This window comes from Pseudomonas sp. 22490, from assembly GCF_052044465.1.
Lineage (GTDB): Bacteria > Pseudomonadota > Gammaproteobacteria > Pseudomonadales > Pseudomonadaceae > Pseudomonas > Pseudomonas aeruginosa.
Window position 1 is genome coordinate 139,277 of the sequence record NZ_JBQENS010000006.1, and the last position, 15,525, is coordinate 154,801.

Genomic DNA, 15,525 nt, shown 5'->3' on the forward strand with positions numbered 1-15,525 from the left:
CCTGAGCGGCGCAGCCCCTGGCGTGGCCTGTTGGCTGCGCCCGGGGCAGGCCGCTCGGGCCGGTTTCCATCGATGACCGCCGTAGACCCAGGAAGACCAGGATGTCGGACACTCAAGCCGCAACTCCCGCGCAGGACGTATTGGACAAGGCCGTTGCCGAGGGCGGCGCCTACGAGGTGCTGCACAAGCGCCTGCTGGAGCAGGGCCAGCGCCTGCGGCAGACCGCCGAAAGGCTCAACGCCAGTCGCCTGGAGGAGTTCGGCGACAGCCAGATGGATGTGATCGGCCGGGTCCGCATCCGTACCGAGAACAACTGCATCGCCCGCGATATCGTCCAGGTCGGCGATTGCCTGCTGTTCGGCTACAACGTGTTCATCGGCCTGCGCAAGGAAACCGGCGTGGCCGACGTGTTCTCCCTCTACCGCCTGGTGGAGGGCAGCGAAGGCTACGAGGCGGAGCCTGTGCCACTGGGGGACAGCTTTCTCGCCGCGCCGGGCTTCGTCAACGACTTCAACGAGCTTTACACCTACTACAAGAACACCCGCCTGCTGCAACTGGCGATCCGCGACGGCAAGCTGCTGGCCAGCTTCCAGATCGGCGAGCGGATCACCGACATCCGCGTGTTCCGCTGGTCGATCTCCAGCGACGGCAGCGAGGTCCGCTACATCGACAACCGCGGCGAGCGCGACATCGCCTTGCCGGCACCGTTCGACTTCGAATGGCAGCGGGCTACCCGCGAGATGGTGGTGGAGGGCCGCTTCCCGCACCTGAACATCCTCGACACCCTGTTCGTCGAGACCATTGGCGGCGACCTGACCATCAAGGTCGAGAACAACACCGAGGTCGGCCTGGGCATCTATCGCGAAGAGGTGATGGACAAGACCCAGTCGCTGGACGACGCGCAGGTTGAGTTCGCCCGCCTCGGCAGCCTGCTGCTGCTCAAGGTCCTGCCCTATCGCGAGGAGCAGTGGCGCTACCTGGTGTTCAACAGCCTGACCGGCAAGGTCGAGCGCATCGACGCCATCGGCCTGGCCTGCATCCAGTTGCCGGAGGACCACGGGATCATCTTCCCCGGCGGCTACTACCTGCAGAACGGCGAGTACCGCACCTTCGAGCAATCCATGGAAGGCATGCGCTTCAAGCGCTCGGTACGCTCGCCCAACGGCGAGGACGTGCAGTACGTTTTCTACCATCCCGAGCAGGGGCGGAACGTGCTGCTCACCTACAACCTGATCAACCGCCAGTTGCAGAATCCGCTGTTCGGCCACGGCTACGCGCGTCTGGAGGACGGGCGCATGGTGATCTTCGCCGCCGAAGGCGAGGAACCGACCCGCATCCATCCGATGCAGGTCTGGCAGACGCCGTTCTGCACCGAGGAGTACGCGGCCCGCCAACCGGCGCGTAGCGGTTTTCTCGGGCGGATCGGCAATGCCGAGCTGGTGCGCGGCGTCTCCGACCTCTACGACTTGTGCCGGGAGATCGAGACCCCGGCGGTTTCGATCCAGCGCTACTCGCTGCTGTGCCAGAACACCCAGCGCCTGTTCGACGTCTACCACTGGCTCGGCAGCGACCAACTGGACGGCTTGGCGCCGCTGTTGCGCGAAGTGGCGGCGACCGCCGAGCTGGTGCTCGACGAGTACGAGAAGGTCGAAAGTATCCGCCGCCAGTCGGCCCAGGCGATGGTCGACGCGGAGGAGCGGCACAAGGCGCTCCTCTCCGGCTTGCTGCCCGACGGCTGGGACCGGGTGCAGCAGTTCGTCGACGGGCTCAACGGCATCACCGCCCAGCGTGGGTTGCTGCTGACCATCCGCGAGTACCGCTACATCGACGTGGCGCGACTCGACGCCATGGAGGCCGAACTGCTCGCGGCCCACGAGCGGGTGGCCGCCGCCACCGCGACCTTCCTCGCCAGCGAACAGGCCCTGCAGCCCTTGCTGGAGCGCCTGCAGAGCCTCGATGGCGAGGCGCAGAAAGCCGAGACCGTGGCCCAGCTCGGCGAGCCGCTGGCGGCCCTGGAGGCGATGGCCGGCGACCTCGACATGCTGTCCTCGCTGATGGCTTCGCTGCGCATCGACGACGCGACCCAGCGGACCCGCATCATCGAGTCGATCTCGGAGATCTACGCCCGCCTGAACCAGGCCAAGGCGCGCGCCGAGCAGCGGCGCAAGGGACTCGGTTCGAGCGAGACCGTGGCCCAGTTCGGCGCCCAGTTCAAACTGTTCGGCCAGGGCATCACCAACGCCCTGGCCCAGGCCCAGGACCCCGAGCGCTGCGACGAGCAACTGTCGCGCCTGCTGGTGCAACTGGAGGAACTGGAAAGCCAGTTCGGCGACCATGAGCAGTTCCTCGGCGACATCCTGGCCAAGCGCGAGGAGCTGCTGGAAACCTTCGAAGCGCACAAGCAGACCCTGCTCGACGAGCGCCAGCGCAAGGCCCAGGGACTGCTCGACGCCGCCCGGCGAATTCTCGACAGCCTGCAACGACGCACCGCGCGCTTCACCCAGGCGGAGGAACTGAACGCGTTCTTCGCCGCCGACCCGCTGATCCTCAAGTTGCGCGAACTGGCCGAACGTCTTCGCGAATTGAAGGACAGCGTCAAGGCCGACGACGTCGAGGCGCGCCTGAAGGCCGCGCGCGACCAGGCGGTCCGCGCATTGCGCGACAAGAGCGAGCTGTTCGAGGAGGGCGGCGACGTCATCCGCCTGGGCCCGCGCCACCGCTTCAGCGTCAACACCCAGGAACTCGACCTGACCCTGATGCCGCGCGGCGACGCGCTGTACCTGCACCTGACCGGCACCGATTTCCTCGAACCGCTGCAGGACCCGCGGCTCGATGAGCTGCGCGAGTTCTGGCAGGTGAACCTGGAATCCGAATCGGAGACGCTGTACCGCGCCGAATATCTCGCCGGCGAAGTGCTCGCCGCCGCCGACGCGGGCCGCGATGGCTTCAGCCTGGAGCGCTTGCAGGCGCTGCTGGCGCAGCCGGACGAGCTGGCGCGGGCGATCCGCGATTTCGCCGCACCGCGCTACAAGGAGGGCTACGAGAAAGGCATTCACGACCACGATGCGGCGGCGATCCTGGTTCGCCTGCTGCCGTTGCGCGAGAGCGCCGGACTGCTACGCTACGCACCCTCGGCGCGGGCCTTCGCCAGCCTGTTCTGGAGCCGCCGGCGCGAGGAGCGGGAAGTCGCCGGCTGGCCCGAGCGGGCACGCAGCAGCCGCAGCATCCAGCAGATGTTCGGTCGTGACGACGGCCTGCTCGCCCTTCGCGGCGAAGTGGCCGCGGCGATGCGTGCGCTGCTCGCCGAACAGCCCATCGCGCTGGACCCGCAGCATATCGACGAGGCGGCCGAGTACCTGGTCTGGGAATTGTCCGCCGAGCGTCCCGAATTCACCTTCAGCAAATATGCCCGGCAATTGCAGGAAGGACTCAAGCTGCGCCTGCAAGGCGCGCGTCTATGGGACGACTACCGGCAGACCCTGGAGCGTCTCGGCGAGCGGCCCGCCGCCCAGTGGGAACTGGCCGGCAACTGGCTGCGCGGACTATGTGGCGACGCCGAGTTCCAGCCGCTGGCGGCCTACCTGGACGAGGCGGTGGCGCTCTCGTTGCTGGACGAGGAGATGCCACGACGGATCACCGAGGTCGACCTGCGCTTCCAGGTCGACGGCCTGATGGGCGAGCATCCGCGCATCTTCGAACGCGACCTGGCGCTGGCGGTGGACGACTTCTTCGGCCGCCTGCGTCGCCATCGCCAGCAATTCCTGCCGGGGCTGCGGCGCTACCAGGCGCTGCGCCAGGAGATCGTCGAACGCGAGCGCGAGGCATTGCGCCTGGCCGAGTTCAAGCCGCGACCGCTGTCCTCGTTCGTTCGCAACAAGCTGATCAATGACGTCTACCTGGGTGTCATCGGCGACAACCTGGCCAAGCAGATGGGGACGGTGGGCGAGAACAAGCGCACCGACCTGATGGGCCTGCTGATGCTGATCTCCCCGCCAGGCTACGGCAAGACCACCCTGATGGAGTACGTGGCGCATCGCCTGGGGCTGATCTTCATGAAGATCAACGGTCCTGCCCTCGGCCACGAGGTGCGCTCGCTCGACCCCGGGCAGGCGCCGGACGCGACTTCGCGGCAGGAACTGGAGAAGCTCAACCTGGCGCTGGAGATGGGCAACAACGTGATGCTCTATGTCGACGACATCCAGCACACCCATCCGGAGTTCCTGCAGAAGTTCATCTCCCTCTGCGACGGCACGCGCCGGGTGGAAGGGGTGTGGAAGGGCCGGACCAAGACCTACGACATGCGTGGGCGGAAGTTCTGCGTGGTGATGGCGGGCAACCCCTACACCGAGTCCGGCGAGGTCTTCCGCATTCCCGACATGCTCGCCAACCGCGCCGACATCTACAACCTCGGCGACACCCTCAGCGGCATGCAGGAGGCGTTCTCCCTCAGCTACATCGAGAACGCCCTGACCTCCAACCCGGTTCTCGCGCCGCTGGCCACCCGCGACATGGCCGACGTCTATCGCTTCGTCGCCAAGGCCGAGGGCAAGCCGTTCTCCAGCAACGAGCTGGCCCACGGCTACAGCGGTGCCGAGATCAACGAGATCAGCAGCACCCTGCAACGCCTCATGCAGGTGCGCGACGTGGTGCTCAAGGTCAACCAGCAGTACATCGCCAGCGCCGCCCAGGCCGACCAGTACCGCAGCGAGCCGCCGTTCAAGCTGCAGGGCAGCTACCGCAACATGAACAAGATGGCGGAGAAGATCTCCGCGGTGATGAACGATGCCGAGCTGCTGCAACTGATCGCCGACCACTACCAGGGCGAGTCGCAACTGCTGACCACCGGAGCCGAGGAGAACCTGCTGAAGCTCGCCGAACTGCGCGGCAACCAGAGCCCCGAGCAGGCCGAGCGCTGGGCGCAGATCAAGCGTGACTTCCTGCGCAACAAGTCCATGGGCGGCAGCGACGCCGACGTCGGCGGACGGCTGGTTGCGCAGCTCAACGACCTTGTGGAAAGCGTCCGTGGCCTGGCTCGCGAACCCCAGCCGGTACAACCGGCGCCCTGGGACGAGTTGTTGGCTGGATTGCGCCAGCTCGGCCAGGGTGCGCCGGCGCTGAATGTCGAGGTGACGGCGCCTGCGCAGCCGGGCGTGCAGCAGGTGCTGGAGAGCCTTGCCGCCTGCCTGCAGGACAGTTTCCTGCCGCTGATCAAGGTGATGGACCGCAAGATCGACGTCGACCTGCGCACGCACAACCGCATCAACGAGATATCCAGCCGCCTCGACGAACTGGGCCGGTTGCTGGGCGGCGAGCAGAGGCCGCTGGAGAACGATCAACCCTGAGGACACGAGGAGCGGGAAATGGACTTCGACGGATTGGACCGCCAGCTGCGCGACAGCCTGGCCGATCTGAAGCTGAGCAACGAGGAGCGGGACGAACTGCGCCAACTGGGCAGCGAGCTGGCACCCGACCAGGTGCGTTTCCTGCGCAACCGTGCCTTCGACCTGGTGCGTGAGCTGGTCCTCCTGGAGGAGCAGGGCGAACGGATAGCCGCCCTGAAGTGGCTGGAGCAGGTGGTGCGCACCCTGGAGGTTACCGCGGCGCCGCCGCGCAGCCGCGCCAGCGCCTATTTCAGTCCCGGCGAGGAGTGTCGGCGGAAGATCCGCGAACTGTGCCGGCAGGCCAGGCAGAGCCTGGACATCTGCGTGTTCACCATCTCCGACGACCAGCTCAGTGCGGAAATCCTGGCCTGCCATCGGCGCGGCGTTCCGGTGCGGATCATCAGCGACGATGACAAGCAGTTCGACGAAGGCAGCGACATCCATGCGCTGCGCGAGGCCGGCGTACCGCTGCGAATCGACGACAGTCCCTTCCACATGCACCACAAGTTCGCCCTGGTGGATGGCGCCTGGCTGCTCAACGGCAGTTTCAACTGGACCCGCAGCGCCAGCGTCAACAACGAAGAGAACCTGCTGGTAACCGACGACGCCGTGCTGATCGGCGCCTATCGGCGCGAGTTCGAGGAACTCTGGGGCCGCTACGCCCCGCGCTGAGCGGCAGCGACGCGAGAAAGGCAGGGCAGGCGGTCGGCCGGCGGACCGCACGCGGGCGGGTTTCAGGTTAGACTTGCGCCCTTTCGCTTCCCACGCCGGTATTCCCATGGCCCTGCAATCCACGCCCTATAAAGCCGATATTTCCCTCACCGACCTGGACCGCGGGGTCTACGAGACGTTGCGCCTGACCGTGGCCCGGCACCCCTCCGAGACCGAGGAGCGCCTGGCCGTGCGCTTGCTGGCCTACGTGCTGTGGTACGGCGAGCAGATCGCCTTCGGGCGTGGCCTGTCGGACGTGGACGAACCGGCGCTCTGGGAAAAGAGCCTGGACGGCCGGGTCCTGCACTGGATCGAAGTCGGCCAGCCGGACGCCGAGCGCATCACTTGGTGCTCGCGTCGCTGCGAGCGCTTCAGCCTGCTCGCCTATGGCAACCTGCGGGTCTGGCAGACCAAGGTGCTGGACAGTGTGCGCAGCCTGAAGAACATCAACGTCGCGGCAGTGCCCCAGGAACCCCTGGAGAGCCTGTCCCGCGACCTGCCGCGTTCGATCAACTGGACCGTGATGATCAGCGAGGGCACCCTGTTCGTCACCGACGAGAACGGCCAGCACGAGTTGCAGCTGGAGTGGCTGCAGGGCGAGCGTTGATCGCCGCCGCCGTTTCCTTCCGTCGAGCCGAACGAGTGACCTGATGCGTATCGAACCCCGCCCCCTGCCCGAAACCCTGCCCGATCTCGGCGACCTTCCGCCATTGCTGGCGCGCCTGTACGCGGCTCGTGGCGTGCGTTGCGCCGAGGAGCTGGACAAGGGCCTGGCGCGGCTGATTCCCTACCAGCGGCTGAAAGGCATCGAAGAGGGCGTGGCGCTGCTGGTGGACGCCCTGGAGGGCGGCCAGCGGATTCTCATCGTCGGCGACTTCGACGCCGACGGCGCCACCGCCAGCAGCGTCGGCGTGCTGGCCCTGCGCATGCTCGGCGCGGCCTGGGTCGATTACCTGGTGCCGAACCGCTTCGAGTACGGCTACGGCCTGACCCCGGAGATCGTCGGCGTGGCCCTGGAGAAGCGTCCCGACCTGCTGGTGACGGTGGACAACGGCATCTCCAGCGTGGACGGCGTCCAGGCGGCGAAAGCCGCGGGGCTCAAGGTGCTGGTCACCGACCACCACCTGCCTGGCCCGGAACTGCCGGCGGCGGATGCGATCATCAACCCCAACCAGCCGGGCTGCGAATTCCCCAGCAAGGCCATGGCCGGGGTCGGGGTGATCTTCTATGTGATGCTGGCGTTGCGGGCGCGCCTGCGCGAGCTGGACTGGTTCGCCCGGCGCGGGCTGAAGGAACCGAACCTCGCCGAGCTGCTCGACCTGGTGGCGCTGGGCAGCGTCGCCGATGTGGTGCCGCTCGATGCCAACAACCGCATCCTGGTCCACCAGGGCCTCGCGCGCATCCGCGCCGGCCGCGCCCGGCCGGGCTTGCGCGCGCTGCTGGAGGTGGCCGGGCGGCCTCCGGTACGGATCACCTCCACCGACCTGGGTTTCATCCTCGGTCCGCGCCTGAACGCGGCGGGTCGGCTCGACGACATGTCCCTCGGCATCGAATGCCTGCTCTGCGACGACGAAGCGCTGGCCCGCGACATGGCGGTGCAGCTCGACCAGTTGAACCAGGACCGCAAGGCCATCGAGCAGGGTATGCAGCGCGAGGCGCTGGCGCAGCTCAAGGAGCTGAGCCTGGAGCAACTGCCGTTCGGCTTGTGCCTGTTCGACGCCGACTGGCACCAGGGCGTGATCGGAATCCTCGCCTCGCGCCTGAAGGAGCGCTACCACCGGCCGACCATCGCCTTCGCCGATGCCGGCGACGGCAGCCTGAAAGGCTCGGCACGGTCGATTCCCGGCTTCCACATCCGCGACGCGCTGGACGCGGTAGCCGCCCGTCATCCCGGGCTGATCAGCAAGTTCGGCGGCCACGCGATGGCTGCCGGACTATCGTTGCCGCAGGAAAACTTCGGCGCTTTCTCCGCCGCCTTCGATGCCGAAGTACGCCGCCAACTGGCCGAGGAGGACCTGGCCGGGCGCCTGCTCTCCGATGGCCAGTTGAGCATCCAGGAGTTCCACCTGGAGCTGGCGCGCGCGTTGCGCCAGGCCGGTCCCTGGGGCCAGCACTTTCCCGAGCCGATGTTCCACGGGGTGTTCCAGCTGGTGCAGCAGCGGATCGTCGGCGAGCGTCACCTGAAGCTGGTGCTGAAAAGCGAATGCGGCTCGCTGCAACTGGATGGCATTGCCTTCAACATCGACCGCGAGCAGTGGCCCAACCCTACCGTGCGCTGGGCCGAGCTGGCCTACAAGCTCGACGTCAACGAATTCCGCGGCCAGGAAAGCGTGCAACTGATGATCGTCCACATGGCCCCTCGCTGAGCGCGTCCCGGAGCTGGGGGCAACCTAGCTGCCACCTGCTTTTCTGCTAGCTATTCCAGCGAAAACATACAGATTTCCGGCGAAATCAAGGCTACCTGCCAGTTCTGGCAGGTTTGGCCGCGGGTTCTTTTTGGTACACGAAAGCACCGTCGAAAACGGGACCGAGCCAGGGGAGTGCAGTTCCTTCTACCCGAAGGACTGATACGGCTGTTCCGATCAGCCCACAAGGCGGCGGTAAGCGTCGGCCGAGTACTTCGGCCTGAAAAAACCAGGAGAACTGAACAAGATGAAGAAGGTTTCTACGCTTGACCTGTTGTTCGTTGCGATCATGGGTGTTTCGCCGGCCGCTTTTGCCGCCGACCTGATCGACGTGTCCAAACTCCCCAGCAAGGCTGCCCAGGGCGCGCCCGGCCCGGTCACCTTGCAAGCCGCGGTCGGCGCTGGCGGTGCCGACGAACTGAAAGCGATCCGCAGCACGACCCTGCCCAACGGCAAGCAGGTCACCCGCTACGAGCAATTCCACAACGGCGTACGGGTGGTCGGCGAAGCCATCACCGAAGTCAAGGGTCCCGGCAAGAGCGTGGCGGCGCAGCGCAGCGGCCATTTCGTCGCCAACATCGCTGCCGACCTGCCGGGCAGCACCACCGCGGCGGTATCCGCCGAGCAGGTGCTGGCCCAGGCCAAGAGCCTGAAGGCCCAGGGCCGCAAGACCGAGAATGACAAAGTGGAACTGGTGATCCGCCTGGGCGAGAACAACATCGCCCAACTGGTCTACAACGTCTCCTACCTGATTCCCGGCGAGGGACTGTCGCGGCCGCATTTCGTCATCGACGCCAAGACCGGCGAAGTGCTCGATCAGTGGGAAGGCCTGGCCCACGCCGAGGCGGGCGGCCCCGGCGGCAACCAGAAGATCGGCAAGTACACCTACGGTAGCGACTACGGTCCGCTGATCGTCAACGACCGCTGCGAGATGGACGACGGCAACGTCATCACCGTCGACATGAACAGCAGCACCGACGACAGCAAGACCACGCCGTTCCGCTTCGCCTGCCCGACCAACACCTACAAGCAGGTCAACGGCGCCTATTCGCCGCTGAACGACGCGCATTTCTTCGGCGGCGTGGTGTTCAAACTGTACCGGGACTGGTTCGGCACCAGCCCGCTGACCCACAAGCTGTACATGAAGGTGCACTACGGGCGCAGCGTGGAGAACGCCTACTGGGACGGCACGGCGATGCTCTTCGGCGACGGCGCCACCATGTTCTATCCGCTGGTGTCGCTGGACGTGGCGGCCCACGAGGTCAGCCACGGCTTCACCGAGCAGAACTCCGGGCTGATCTACCGCGGGCAATCAGGCGGAATGAACGAAGCGTTCTCCGACATGGCCGGCGAGGCTGCCGAGTTCTATATGCGCGGCAAGAACGACTTCCTGATCGGCTACGACATCAAGAAGGGCAGCGGTGCGCTGCGCTACATGGACCAGCCCAGCCGCGACGGGCGATCCATCGACAACGCGTCGCAGTACTACAACGGCATCGACGTGCACCACTCCAGCGGCGTGTACAACCGTGCGTTCTACCTGTTGGCCAATTCGCCGGGCTGGGATACCCGCAAGGCCTTCGAGGTGTTCGTCGACGCCAACCGCTACTACTGGACCGCCACCAGCAACTACAACAGCGGCGCCTGCGGGGTGATTCGCTCGGCGCAGAACCGCAACTACTCGGCGGCTGACGTCACCCGGGCGTTCAGCACCGTCGGCGTGACCTGCCCGAGCGCGTTGTAAGCTCGGTGGTCCCGGCCGGCACTCCAGGAAGGAATGCCGGTCGGGGTCGCTCAAGCCGTCTTCCGCCAGGAGGGCGGCTGCTTTATGTCGCTTGGGCCGTTGGCCTCCGCGAACCCGGTCTAAAGTTCAGGTGTGAGCACTTATTCCAAGACCGACCGGGAGTCCTGCCATGAGTCTGCTGTTCGAGCCTCTTAGCCTGCGTCAAATCACCTTGCCCAACCGCATCGCCGTATCGCCCATGTGCCAGTACTCGGCGCAGGAGGGCCTGGCCAACGACTGGCATCTCGTGCACCTGGGCAGCCGCGCGGTGGGCGGCGCCGGCCTGGTGATAGTCGAAGCCACCGCGGTGTTGCCCGAGGGGCGCATCACCGCTGACGACCTCGGCATCTGGAGCGACGCGCATGTCGAGCCGTTGCATCGCATCACCCGTTTCATCGAATCCCAGGGCGCGGTCGCCGGGGTCCAGCTGGCCCACGCCGGGCGCAAGGCGAGTACCTGGCGGCCGTGGCTGGGCAAGCACGGCAGCGTGCCGATCGGCGACGGCGGCTGGATACCGGTGGCGCCGTCGGCGATCCCGTTCGATCCCCAGCACACGACCCCCGAGGCCCTGAGCGAGGCGCAGATCGAGGCGCTGGTGCAGGCCTTCGTACGCGCCGCCGAGCGCTCCCTGGCTGCCGGCTTCAAGGTCGCGGAGGTGCATGCGGCCCACGGCTACCTGTTGCATCAGTTCCTCTCGCCGCTGTCGAACCAGCGTCGCGACCAGTACGGCGGCTGCTTCGAGAACCGCATCCGCCTGCTTCTGCAGGTCACCGCCGCGGTGCGCAAGGCCTGGCCGCAAGAGTTGCCGCTATTCGTGCGGCTGTCCGCCACCGACTGGGTGGAGGATGGCTGGAACCCCGACGAGACCGTGGAACTGGCCCGGCGCCTGAAGGACCTGGGCGTGGACCTGATCGACGTGTCTTCCGGCGGTACCGCGGCGAATGCGGAAATCCCGGTAGGACCGGGCTACCAGACCGAGTTCGCCGAACGGGTGAAGAAGGAAGCCGGCATCGCCAGCGGCACGGTGGGCATGATCACCGAGCCTGTGCAGGCCGAGCATATCCTGCGCACCGGTCAGGCCGACCTGATCCTGCTTGCCCGTGAACTGCTGCGCGATCCGTACTGGCCGTTGCACGCCGCCGACGAACTGCGCAACGAGCAGATGCCCTGGCCGCCGCAGTACCTGCGAGCCGCTCATCGCAGCACGCCGCCGCGCAAATCCCTGGAAATGCAGTGAGCCGTCGGGGCCGTCGGCGCGGCGAGGCGCTGGCGGCCCACCTGATGGAAACCTTTGCCGACCTTGGCGGTCTGCCTGGCATCAGGAAATCAACCTGAGCGTTTCGTGGGAGATATTGCGTAATGGCAATATGATGTTATTCTCCCGCGACGTTCGCTCCGGACCGCACTTCGAGAAAGGATGCTCGCATGCACGCCAACGCCGGTTCTCCCCACGCCTCCCTGCCTGACAGCGATGTCGCCCTGCTGGCCAATATCCTGGTCCTGGCGACACGCAACATGAACAACATGACCACCATGCTGGCGCACCTTTCGGTGGAGCTCAGCCAGAGCGAAGAGCCACGCCTGCAACGGGTCGGTCATCGGGTCCTGAACGAACTCTCGGAGCTGGGGGCCGCCCTGGAGACCCAGTGGGACCTGATCGGCGCGCTGGCGCGTTTCTCACCCCTGCTCGAACGTACCCTGCCGCGCCAGGAACCCCTGGTCACCGAGATCCACCTCACCGAACTGCCGGGCCAGGCGCTGCCGCCCTCCGCCTGATCGGCGCGTCGCTCAGCCCTGCGCGGGGCGCTGCGACAGGTGTTCCAGGTAGCAGGCGATGATGTCCACCGACAGCTTGAGGCGGGTTTCCAGCAGCGCCATGGTCGGCTGGAAGTCGGCCACGCTGAGGGCCTTGAGGAACAGGTCGGCCTTGAGCATCTCGAGAAACTGGCAGGCCACCGCGTAGAGCGTTTCCTCGTCCATGTGAGGAGCGACCGCGGCCAGTCGCTCGCTGAGCAGCAGATAGCTCTGCTGCGGCCCCTGCTCGTAGAAGGACTTGCCGATCGCCGGAAACCGCGGGGATTCCGCCACCACCAGGCGATAGAGGCTCTGGCAGCGGGGATCGAGCAGGCTGGTGAGAAAGCGCCGGCCGAAATGCTCGAGGGTGGCGCTCAGCGTGGCGGCGGGGCGCGGCTGATCGGCGCTGTCGTCGAAGATTTCCTCGATCATGTGGGCGATCACCGCGGCGAACAGGCCCTCCTTGCCGCCGAAGGAGCTGTACAGGGTCCCCCGTGAACCACCGGCCCGTTCTATCACCATGTCCAGGGTGGTGCCTTCGAAACCGTGTTCGAGAAAGGCCTGGGTAGCGGCGTCGAGCATGGCGCGGCGGCGTTGCCTGCCGCGTTCGGTCAGACGGGGAGAAGCATCGTTCATGAGCGGTATCGGGCCTCGCGGGGTGGCGGTCGGAAGGTGCGCATGGTGGGCCGTCGGGACGGTCCGTTCAAGCCTCCAGGCGGTTTGCTGAGAGCGTTTCTCGTTAGGGTTGACGCTGGTCATTTAAGAACTGTATCGTACAGTACTGTTTTGGCAAGCACTTCCGCTCATTCCTCCGCCTTGCCTCCCCGCAGGAGTCCCCCCATGAATGCCCCCGCTAAGAGCCTGTTGGATATCGATGCCTTTCCCCTGGTCCAGGTCCGCGAGATGCCCCGCGAGCTGGCCGATGTCGAGCGCTGGTTGGAGGAGGTCGAGGCGCTGCTGGCCGTCGAGCGCGATTTCGCCCTGGTCTATCCGCCGCTCCCGCAGGAAACAGCTGAAGGCGACCAGCAGGCGCGCAAGCGCCTGGTGTTGTGGCTCAAGGAAAATCGCCAGCGCTTCGTCGAGCATTGCCGGGGCATCCTGCTCAGTGCCAACGGCCAGCCGGACAACCTCGCCGACCTGCAGCAACTGGCGCCGGTGCTGCAGGCTGTCTACGGCCCGCCGGTGAGCGTGGCGCCGGACCTGGCGTCCGCCCGCGGCATGGCGAAGGCACTGCTGAGCGGGCCGGCGACGGGGATGAACTGGTGACGCCGCCATGTCCCTGAACACTCCGCGCAACAAACCGTCCCGCACCGAGACCGAAGCTGTCGCTGCCAGCTCGGGACGATCCGCCGTCGGCCGGCGGGATTACACCGAGCAGCTGCGCCGGGCAGCCCGGCGCAATGCCTGGGACCTCTACGGCGAGCACTTCTACTGAGCGGGCGTGCCGGATTGCCATTGGTGCGGGCGATGGAACACATCGTTTGATTCCTGGGCTCTTTACCTCAAGTTAACTTGAGCTATCAGAATCCGCGCAGAGCGTCTGGCGATCTTGCCGGGCGCCACTCCATGCCCGGAGGCAACGATGGATAGCCCGTCCACTCTCGCTCGTCCGCACCCCCAGGCCAGCCCGCGATGGCTGGCAGTTGCCAATGTGATCTTCGCCGGCATCGCCGCTGCCCTGCATGTCGGCAAGGCGACCATCGCCCTGCCGTCGCTGCAACGGAGCTTCGGCGGCGACCTCGCCGCGCTGAGCTGGATCATGTCCGCCTTTCCGTTCGTCGGCGTATTCGGCGGCATCGCCGCCGGCCTCCTGGTGCGTCGTTGGGGAGATCGCCGGCTGCTGACCGTTGGGCTGGCGATTCTCGGCGGGGCGAGCCTGCTCGGTGCGTCGATGCAGGACTTCGCCTGGTTGCTTGCCACTCGCTTCGTCGAGGGGCTCGGTTTCCTCATCGTGGTAGTGGCGGCGCCCGCCGTGTTGCACAGGATCACCAGCGAGACGCGGCGCAGCGTGGTGTTCGGTCTGTGGAGCACCTTCATGGCAGGCGGAATCGCCCTCTCGATGCTGTTCGGGCCGCTGCTCGCGGACTGGCGCGCCGACTGGCAACTGAGCGCACTGCTGGTACTGGTCGCGGCGCTGCTGCTGCCGCTCAGCGTCCCTGCCGACGATGGGCGCAGGGCGGCAGGCGTGAGGCCGGCCGGTCTTGGCACGTTGCTCAAGGTTCCGGCGATCACCCTGCTGGCGCTCGGCTTCACCACCTACAACCTGCAGTTCTTCGCCCTGATGACGTTCCTCCCCGTGTTCCTCATGCAGCGCCTGGGCGTCGCCCTGGAGACTGCGGGACTCATCGGCGCGGCCATCGTCGCGGCGAACGCCCTGGGCAATGTCGCGGCGGGCTTCATCCTTTCCCGCGGCATACGTCCCGGCGCCTTGCTGGCGAGCACCGCGATCCTGATGGGACTCACCGGTGCGGCGTTCTTCCATGCCGCGACGCCGGGACTCCTGGCGATTGCGCTGGGGTTCGTCTTCTCGGCGGTCGCCGGCATGCTCCCCACCACCGTGCTGGCGACCGCGCCGCTGGCCTCGCCCGCGCCTTCGCTGACGCCACTGGCCATCGGCTGGGTAATGCAGGGCAACTACCTGGGGCAGGTGATCGGCCCCTTGCTGATCGGCCTGATCGTCAGCCGTTTCGACTGGTCGGGCGCGATCGGCCTGATGCTGGTCGCGGGCGCGGCGGGGGCCGTCCTGGGGTTCTGCCTGCTGCGTGCGCTGGACGGCCTGCCTCGCGCCATTGCCACGGGTTCCGCGGCTCGCCCCGCGGATTAGAAGAGAAACCGGCTTCGTGCAGGGCGGGTAGCCGAGCGACTATTCGTCCTGCGCATTGGTTCGGCACGGGCGGCCAGAGGCCGCCGCCGTCCCTCGGCTCAGTCGTCGCGGGTGAGCACTTCCAGCAGTTCGATCTCGAACAGCAGGTTGGAGTGGGGCTTGATGTGCGCGCCGACCTGCCGTTCGCCGTAGGCCAGGTGGGAAGGGACGAACAGCCGTCGCTTGCCACCGACCTTCATGCCCATCAGGCCCTGGTCCCAACCCTTGATCACTCGTCCGGTGCCGATCACGCACTGGAATGGCCGGCCGCGCTCGTAGGAGGAGTCGAACAGCGTGCCGTCTTCCAGGGTGCCCTTGTACTGGGTGGTGATCAGCGCACCCTTCACTACCTCCTTGCCGTCGCCCAGGAGGAGGTCTTCGATCTGCAGTCGGTCGTTCATGGGGCGGTACCTGCGCGGTTTGCGGAAAGCCGCGATTCTGCCAGCAAGCGCGCCGCCTGTCGCCGAGCCGACGGATCAGGGCATTGCCAGGCGGTCCGCGGCACGGGCATCATGCCCGCGCCTTTCCGTCGGGAAGGCTACCGCGTTCCGCGATGTCGCGCGCATCGCGGCTGGACACATATCTCAG

At 66.6% G+C, this 15,525-nt stretch carries 12 protein-coding genes; 10 read left to right on the plus strand and 2 right to left on the minus strand.

The window, feature by feature from the left end:
* The first annotated feature begins 101 nt into the window (after positions 1-101).
* From ACTJJX_RS08890 to ACTJJX_RS08920, 7 genes are all read left to right on the plus strand, one after another.
* Positions 102-5,342: a DNA repair ATPase gene (locus ACTJJX_RS08890; protein ID WP_016852518.1), complete on the plus strand. Its 5,241-nt coding sequence runs from the start codon at positions 102-104 to the stop codon at positions 5,340-5,342.
* Positions 5,343-5,360: 18 nt separating this feature from the next.
* Positions 5,361-6,053, plus strand: a complete 693-nt coding sequence (locus ACTJJX_RS08895; RefSeq protein WP_003100680.1) for a phospholipase D-like domain-containing protein — start codon at positions 5,361-5,363, stop codon at positions 6,051-6,053.
* A gap of 106 nt (positions 6,054-6,159) precedes the next feature.
* The gene (locus ACTJJX_RS08900) at positions 6,160-6,699 is read left to right on the plus strand and encodes a YaeQ family protein (protein ID WP_003092594.1); all 540 of its coding nucleotides are present in this window, start codon (positions 6,160-6,162) and stop codon (positions 6,697-6,699) included.
* A gap of 43 nt (positions 6,700-6,742) precedes the next feature.
* A complete protein-coding gene (gene recJ, locus ACTJJX_RS08905) occupies positions 6,743-8,458 on the plus strand; it encodes a single-stranded-DNA-specific exonuclease RecJ (protein ID WP_003100681.1) in 1,716 nt (571 codons plus the stop codon).
* A gap of 286 nt (positions 8,459-8,744) precedes the next feature.
* A complete protein-coding gene (gene lasB / locus ACTJJX_RS08910; RefSeq protein WP_003113835.1) occupies positions 8,745-10,241 on the plus strand; it encodes a M4 family elastase LasB in 1,497 nt (498 codons plus the stop codon).
* Positions 10,242-10,410: 169 nt separating this feature from the next.
* The gene (locus tag ACTJJX_RS08915) at positions 10,411-11,517 is read left to right on the plus strand and encodes an NADH:flavin oxidoreductase/NADH oxidase (RefSeq protein ID WP_003100683.1); all 1,107 of its coding nucleotides are present in this window, start codon (positions 10,411-10,413) and stop codon (positions 11,515-11,517) included.
* A gap of 188 nt (positions 11,518-11,705) precedes the next feature.
* Positions 11,706-12,056 (plus strand): hypothetical protein, encoded by a 351-nt coding sequence (locus tag ACTJJX_RS08920; protein WP_003100685.1) that lies wholly within the window; start codon positions 11,706-11,708, stop codon positions 12,054-12,056.
* Positions 12,057-12,068: 12 nt separating this feature from the next.
* Here ACTJJX_RS08920 and nalC read toward each other — a convergent pair whose 3' ends face one another.
* On the minus strand, positions 12,069-12,710 hold the full coding sequence (nalC, locus tag ACTJJX_RS08925; RefSeq protein WP_003109635.1) for an efflux system transcriptional repressor NalC: 642 nt from the start codon (positions 12,708-12,710) through the stop codon (positions 12,069-12,071).
* Positions 12,711-12,914: 204 nt separating this feature from the next.
* Here nalC and ACTJJX_RS08930 point away from each other — a divergent pair, with 204 nt between their 5' ends.
* From ACTJJX_RS08930 to ACTJJX_RS08940, 3 genes are all read left to right on the plus strand, one after another.
* Complete coding sequence (locus ACTJJX_RS08930) at positions 12,915-13,340, plus strand: hypothetical protein (RefSeq protein ID WP_003100688.1); 426 nt, start codon at positions 12,915-12,917, stop codon at positions 13,338-13,340.
* A gap of 7 nt (positions 13,341-13,347) precedes the next feature.
* A complete protein-coding gene (gene armR, locus ACTJJX_RS08935) occupies positions 13,348-13,509 on the plus strand; it encodes a MexR antirepressor ArmR (protein WP_003100689.1) in 162 nt (53 codons plus the stop codon).
* 147 nt (positions 13,510-13,656) lie between these two features.
* Complete coding sequence (locus ACTJJX_RS08940; RefSeq protein ID WP_003159429.1) at positions 13,657-14,898, plus strand: MFS transporter; 1,242 nt, start codon at positions 13,657-13,659, stop codon at positions 14,896-14,898.
* Between the two features lie 98 nt (positions 14,899-14,996).
* Here ACTJJX_RS08940 and ACTJJX_RS08945 read toward each other — a convergent pair whose 3' ends face one another.
* On the minus strand, positions 14,997-15,338 hold the full coding sequence (locus ACTJJX_RS08945; protein ID WP_003092567.1) for an FKBP-type peptidyl-prolyl cis-trans isomerase: 342 nt from the start codon (positions 15,336-15,338) through the stop codon (positions 14,997-14,999).
* Positions 15,339-15,525: the final 187 nt, after the last annotated feature.